This is a genomic window from Terriglobus albidus (assembly GCF_025685425.1).
Taxonomy (GTDB): Bacteria; Acidobacteriota; Terriglobia; order Terriglobales; family Acidobacteriaceae; genus Terriglobus; species Terriglobus albidus.
This window is the reverse complement of the sequence record NZ_JAGTAS010000046.1, coordinates 1-6,452: the sequence shown is the minus strand read 5'-3', so window position 1 is coordinate 6,452 and position 6,452 is coordinate 1. Positions and strand designations below refer to the sequence as shown.

Genomic DNA, 6,452 nt, shown 5'->3' with positions numbered 1-6,452 from the left:
CTGCCACCGCGGATGGAAATCACAACCTACAATCTGCATAAGAAGGCTTCTCCTGATCTTCCTGATAGCTGGTCCTCGAAACCCTTACTATCTCGATCTTCGCTGAAGCCTTCTTCCTTATCCCATCAATATCTGCGAAGCAGATGTGGGATCGCTTTTCGGCGGGCGCCAGGAGCCAGGGTGCCCCGCCCTCACGGAGTTAGGGCGGGCGAGGAAACCACGAAACTCAAAACAAAGATTTTTTGTCATCCATCGTGTGGCCATCCGTCTCTCATACCCATGCCGTACGTCTTCAACTTTCAACTTCCTCATGCGATGAAGGCGGCATCGTGTGACGATCCTGTCTCCCAGACCACCACCGCACCTCTTCAACCTCCTTGGATTCAACCTCTTTTCCCCCTAAGGGGAAAAGAGAGACAATCATCCCCATGGAACTTCGCGCTCGTCTCTCTCCGTTCGTAGATGCCGGAACAAACACGCTGACCCGCTCCGTGGTGAAGGTCGCTCTGGGAACGCTCTTCCTGGCGGCTTCGTCGTGGCTGGCTGTGCCCATGTTCCCGGTACCGATCACCATGCAGACTTACGCGGTGCTGGTGGTAGGGGCCCTGTTCGGAGCGCGGCTGGGAACCATCACCGTACTGGCGTGGCTGGCGGAAGCAGCGATGGGTCTGCCGGTGCTGGCGCATGGCTCGGCTGGTGTCGCCGTCTTCATGGGAACGACCGCCGGCTATCTGGCAAGCTTCCCGGTGACGGCCGCCTTCATCGGCTGGCTGAGCGATCGCAAGTGGATTAACGGCGTTGCCGCCAACCTGGGCGCAATGCTGGCCGGCAATGTCATCAACCTCGGCATGGGAGCCGCATGGCTGGCGACGCTGGTGGGCTGGAACAAGGCCATCGCCGTAGGCGTAATGCCCTTCGTCATCGGCGGTTTGGTGAAGGCCGGTCTGGCGACGGCTACCGTCATGGCGGCGCGGCGTACCTTCAAGCCCGCGGTCTAAGGCAAGGGATCTCATGATTCGTCTGCGTCCGCATCACCTGCTGTGCATGCTGACGTACAAGGGCGAGGGCTACTCGCCGGAGTTTATTGCGAACTTCGACCGGCTTACCCGGCAGCTTGCTGCCGGCAATGAGCCGGTCGAAATCGTCTCCGGACCAGACGACATCTGCGCCCCACTGGTCGCCGGCGGCGAGTGCCACTGTTTCAACGAAAGTGTGCTCGAACGTGACCAGAAAGCCGCCCAGCAGCTCTCCTCCCTTCTGGGAGAACCGGTAGTGCCCGGCGCCGTGCTGGAACTGACCGGCGCCCGTCTGGCCATGCTGCGTTCTGCCTTCCGTAATGGAGACATCCGCGCAGCCTGCGAGGAATGCCCTTGGAAAGAGTTGTGTGATGGCATTGCGAGCGGTGGATTTGTGAGAACGAAGCTCTCTGAGAACAGTTAAAAGTTGAAAGTTAAAAGTTGAAGCGTTAATCCTTGGGCTGTGTAAGTCTTTGCGACACCGCTATTTCCAAGACCTAATGTGGCTTTCAGTTACGTCGCGCCCATGCCTTAACGCTTCAACTTTCAACTTTTAACTTGAAACCGTCCTTAAAATACTTGACGTCGTACACTGTATATGACACAGTATGTGTTGTACAGGGTATGGATACATTTCTCCCCACTCCCGAAGTTGCCGAGAGCCTCACGCTGGAACTCCGGCGAGGCTCACTGGTCCTGGCCGTCCTGGCGGCCCTGCAGCAGGAGCACTACGGCTACACACTGCGTAAGGCTCTGGCCGAGCGCGGTCTGGAGATGGAAGAGAGCACCCTATATCCGCTGCTGCGGCGCCTTGAGACACAGGGGCTGCTGACCAGCGAGTGGCGTGAAGAAGACAAGCGCCGTAAGCGGTTCTATCGCTTGTCGGCAGCTGGGGCAACCGTCTTTGAAAAGCTGCTCGCCGAGTACACCGGGCTGACCTCCGCCCTGGAACGGATTCTTGCTTCGTCTGCTGTTGTCACCAAGGAGTGACCGCCATGAACCAGTCCAACACCGAACCCACCTATCCGCCCACGACCTTTGCTCTGCTGATGCCGTACCTTGCGGCCGTCGGCAAGCATCTTCCCACCCATCGCAAGAACGACATCCTGGCCGAGCTGGGTGCGAATCTGCTGGACGCCATGGAAGACCGCGAGGAAGAGCTTCGGCACTCGCTGACGCTGGAGGAGCAGGCTGCCATGCTGCGCGCGCATGGTCATCCGTTCGAGGTGGCGATGCGCTACCAGCCGCAGCGAGCGCTGATCGGTCCACTCTTCGGGATCTACTGGTATACGCTCAAACGCGCAACCCCACTGGTGATTCTGTTTGCCTTCGCGAGCCAGCTGATGCTGGCATTTGTGAGCCCCGAATCCGGAAGCCTGATGTATCGCCTGGGCTCGGTGCCGTATGTACTGTTTCTTTTTTGGGCCGTAACCACCGCAGTCTTCGCTGGCCTCGACTACGGTGTGACGCACTTCGTCGGAGCCAGGCGGTTTACGGCGCAATGGGATCCGATGAAGTTGCTGCAAGAGCAGCAGCGGCCGACACTGTATGGCATCGCACCGAAGTATCCGATTGTGGACCTGATCGCGGATGCAGCAGCGCTCTCATGGCTGGTGGCAGTGCCGCATTTCCCCGTACTGTTATTCTTCGGGCCTGCAGCCCGTCTCTTCCACATCGAAGCCGCACCCATCTGGCACCGCATGCTTGCGCCTATCGCTGCCCTGCTGCTCACCCGCCTTGTACTGAAGGCGATCGCGATCGGCAGCCGGCATTCGGCCCGAAGAACCGGCTTGCTCTATGTGGCGGCCGACCTGTGCTCCGCCTTGGCCTTGGCTCTGCTGGTGCTCCCGGGCGAGGTATTGTTTACCACGACCGCGGGCATCCCAATCGAGACGGAGATGGGAATTCAGTTCGGCATCCTGATGGCGTTGAAGGTAGCGCTGGTCGCAGTCTCTCTCACCGCCGGCTGGAAGCTGTGGCAGACCATGCGTCTGAACGGTCCGGCAGATGGAGTACGCGGCACCGCGGCCTGCCTGTAACGCCGGTTTACAGGCCACGTCGACTACCGCATTGCTACACTCGGGGCAATCGTGCAACTGCAACATACCATCGGCGGCATCACCTATGGCTTTCGCGATCTGAAAGATCTGTTGGCGAAAGCGACACCGCTGCGCTCCGGCGACGAACTGGCCGGAGTCGCTGCAAGCTCCGCCGTAGAGCGGGCCGCAGCGCAGATGACCTTAGCCGATCTTCCGCTGCGCATCTTCGTGGAAGAAGCGCTCGTCCCCTACGAAGAGGACGAGGTCACACGCCTGATCGCCGACAGTCATGATCCTGCGGCCTTTGCTCCGGTGAGCAGCCTCACCGTGGGTGGATTCCGCGACTGGCTGCTGTCAGATGAGGCTACTGGCGATCTTCTATCTGGACTGGCATCCGGTCTCACCCCGGAGATGGCAGCGGCTGTTAGCAAATTGATGCGGGTGCAGGATCTGGTTGCGGCAGCACGCAAGATTCGTGTGGTCTCGCGTTTCCGGACGACGATTGGCCTGGCAGGCAGACTATCGACACGGCTGCAGCCGAACCATCCGACCGACGACGTGGTCGGTATAGCGGCGTCGATTCTCGATGGCCTGTTGCTTGGGTCCGGCGATGCCGTCATCGGCATCAATCCCGCAACCGACAACGTCGAGACGACCGCGACCCTGCTTCGACTCATTGACGCGGTGCGGGAGCGGTACGCTATCCCTACGCAGAGCTGTGTGCTGGCGCACGTGACCACGCAGATGGCGGCGATCCAGCGCGGAGCTCCGCTCGACCTGGTCTTCCAGTCGGTTGCGGGAACAGAGAAGGCAAATACATCCTTTGGTATCACGCTGGCAATGCTCGATGAAGCACATGCGATGGTGCGAGAGCTTGGGCGCGGTGGCGAGAACCTGATGTACTTCGAGACCGGGCAGGGATCGGCGCTCTCCGCTGACGCGCATCACGGCATGGACCAGCAGACCTGCGAGGCCCGGGCCTATGCGGTGGCGCGGCGCTACAAGCCTCTGCTGGTGAATACGGTGGTCGGCTTTATCGGGCCTGAATATCTGTACGACGGCAAGCAGATCCTGCGCGCCGGCCTGGAGGATCACTTCTGCGGCAAGCTGCTGGGGCTGCCGATGGGCTGCGATGTCTGCTATACCAACCATGCCGAGGCTGATCAGGACGACATGGACACACTGCTGACCATGCTGGGAGCAGCAGGCGTGAACTACATCATGGGCGTCCCCGGAGCGGACGATGTGATGCTGCAGTATCAGAGCACCTCCTTCCACGACGCGTTGTATCTGCGCCCGGTGCTCGGCCTGAAGCCCGCACCGGAGTTCGAGGCATGGCTTGCCGGCAATCATGCGGCACGGTTGGCAGAGGCGAGTCCGCTGCACCTCACAGCCGGAGGCGGCGCATGACCCGAGCCTTGAGCACGCTACGCCGCTACACGCCGGCGCGAGTGGCGCTGCCGTCAACCGGTGTGAGTCTCGCGACCAGCGAAGTGCTGGCCTTCCAGTTGGCACACGCACAAGCGCGCGATGCAGTACACGTACCGCTGCATCTGCCAAGCCTGGCCCTGCGGCTGCAGCAGGAGGCGGGCGTCTCAACGGTGTTACAACTCACCACGGCTGCGCAGGATCGAGCACAGTATCTGCGCAATCCAGGATTAGGACGAAAGCTCAGCGATGCTTCACGCACCCAGCTCGTGCGCGGATCGTATGACCTGACGATTGTGGTCGCGGATGGATTGTCCGCACTGGCCATAGAACGGCACGCCGTCGAAACTCTGGCCGCCCTGCTCCCGATGCTGGCCGAATGGGCTCTGGCGCCCATCGTCCTGTTGACCCAGGCTCGCGTCGCAGTTGGGGATGAGATCGGCGAAGCCCTGGGAGCGAAGTGCTCGCTGGTACTGATCGGCGAGCGCCCAGGACTCTCGTCGGCAGATTCGCTGGGCGCATACCTGACCTGGGATCCGTGCGTCGGAAAGACCGACGCCGATCGCAACTGCATCTCGAATATCCGCGACGGCGGTCTCGAGCCAAAGGCAGCCGCAGAGAAAATCTTCTGGTATCTGCAGGAGGCAAGGCGGTTGGGCTTGAGTGGGACGGGACTCAAAGACGGTGGAATCGTTGAATTGTTGAATCGTTGAATGGTGTTCTGGGCTAGCCCGGATGCATCGTCCGACACCGAGGCCACGATTCAACTATTCAACAATTCAACCATTCAACTAACAAAACCAGACGAGCCACTAAAATCTAAGGCATGGAGTTTCCTATCACCCGAATGCGCCGTCTTCGCCGTACTGCGGCGATGCGCTCGCTGGTTCGTGAGACCCATCTCCGTCCCGGCATGCTGTTGTATCCGCTCTTCATCTGTCCAGGAGAAGGTGTACGGAAGCCCATCTCTTCCATGCCTGATGTCTTCAACCTCTCGATCGATGAGGCGTTGAAAGAGGCGCATGAGTGCGCCAGGCTCGGCATCGGCGGCCTGCTGCTCTTCGGCCTTCCCGAAAGTAAAGATGAAGCGGGCACAGGCGGTTACGCCGAGGACGGCATCGTGCAGCGCGCGATCCGCGCCATCAAGGCTGATCGTGCGCTGGATGGGCTGCTGGTGATCTCCGATGTCTGCATGTGCGAATACACCTCGCACGGACACTGCGGCATCATCGCCCGGGAGGGCGACCACTATCACGTCGACAACGACGCCACCATCGAGCTGCTGGCGAAGACCGCCGTCTCGCACGCAAAGGCAGGCGCGGATATCGTTGCTCCGTCGGACATGATGGACGGCCGCGTGGAAGCGATTCGCGAAGAGCTGGACCTCGCAGGTTTCACCGAAGTGCCGATCCTCAGCTACGCGGCCAAGTTTGCTTCGGCGTTTTATGGACCCTTCCGCGAGGCGGCAGATTCAGCGCCCCAGTTCGGCGATCGTCGAACGTACCAGATGGACGCCGCGAATCCGCGCGAAGCGATGCGCGAGATCGAACTGGACCTGATGGAAGGCGCGGACATGATCCTGATGAAGCCCGCCGGCGCTTACCTGGACATCATCCTCGCCGCGCGCGAGCGCTTCGATGTACCGCTCGGCGCCTACCAGGTCTCAGGCGAGTACTCCATGCTCTGCGCGGCATTTGAAAAGGGATGGCTGGAACGCGAGCGCACCATCCTGGAAAGCCTGCTGGCCATTCACCGCTCCGGCGCGGACTTCATCTTTACCTACTTTGCGAAAGAAGCAGCAGGGCTGCTGCGCAGCAGTTCCTAGTTGCTAGTTCCTGGTTGCTAGTGAGGTGTCTCAGAAGTTCTTGTCATAGATGTTGTCGTCCTGAACGTAGTGAAAGACCTGCTTTTTCGACGCTCCGGACGGCAAAAACTCTTAATGATTTAGGCCGTGAACTTCAGGGACAGG

Annotated in this window: 7 protein-coding genes; all 7 read left to right on the top strand. The window is 60.3% G+C overall.

Annotated elements, in window-relative coordinates; translation table 11 throughout:
• The first annotated feature begins 428 nt into the window (after positions 1–428).
• The 7 genes from OHL21_RS08015 to hemB all read left to right on the top strand — a co-directional run bounded on the left by OHL21_RS08015 (position 429) and on the right by hemB (position 6,308).
• Positions 429–998 (top strand): biotin transporter BioY, encoded by a 570-nt coding sequence (locus OHL21_RS08015; RefSeq protein ID WP_263416731.1) that lies wholly within the window; start codon positions 429–431, stop codon positions 996–998.
• A gap of 13 nt (positions 999–1,011) precedes the next feature.
• Positions 1,012–1,440 (top strand): DUF1284 domain-containing protein, encoded by a 429-nt coding sequence (locus OHL21_RS08010; RefSeq protein WP_263416730.1) that lies wholly within the window; start codon positions 1,012–1,014, stop codon positions 1,438–1,440.
• Positions 1,441–1,640: 200 nt separating this feature from the next.
• Positions 1,641–2,006, top strand: a complete 366-nt coding sequence (locus tag OHL21_RS08005) for a PadR family transcriptional regulator (protein WP_263416729.1) — start codon at positions 1,641–1,643, stop codon at positions 2,004–2,006.
• Positions 2,007–2,011: 5 nt separating this feature from the next.
• Positions 2,012–3,055 (top strand): hypothetical protein, encoded by a 1,044-nt coding sequence (locus OHL21_RS08000; protein ID WP_263416728.1) that lies wholly within the window; start codon positions 2,012–2,014, stop codon positions 3,053–3,055.
• A 51-nt stretch (positions 3,056–3,106) separates the two neighbouring features.
• The gene (locus tag OHL21_RS07995; protein WP_263416727.1) at positions 3,107–4,465 is read left to right on the top strand and encodes an ethanolamine ammonia-lyase subunit EutB; all 1,359 of its coding nucleotides are present in this window, start codon (positions 3,107–3,109) and stop codon (positions 4,463–4,465) included.
• The gene (gene eutC, locus OHL21_RS07990) at positions 4,462–5,196 is read left to right on the top strand and encodes an ethanolamine ammonia-lyase subunit EutC (protein WP_263416726.1); all 735 of its coding nucleotides are present in this window, start codon (positions 4,462–4,464) and stop codon (positions 5,194–5,196) included. Before OHL21_RS07995 ends, eutC begins: the two co-directional genes overlap by 4 nt.
• Positions 5,197–5,309: 113 nt before the next feature.
• On the top strand, positions 5,310–6,308 hold the full coding sequence (gene hemB / locus OHL21_RS07985; RefSeq protein ID WP_263416725.1) for a porphobilinogen synthase: 999 nt from the start codon (positions 5,310–5,312) through the stop codon (positions 6,306–6,308).
• Positions 6,309–6,452 lie beyond the last annotated feature (144 nt).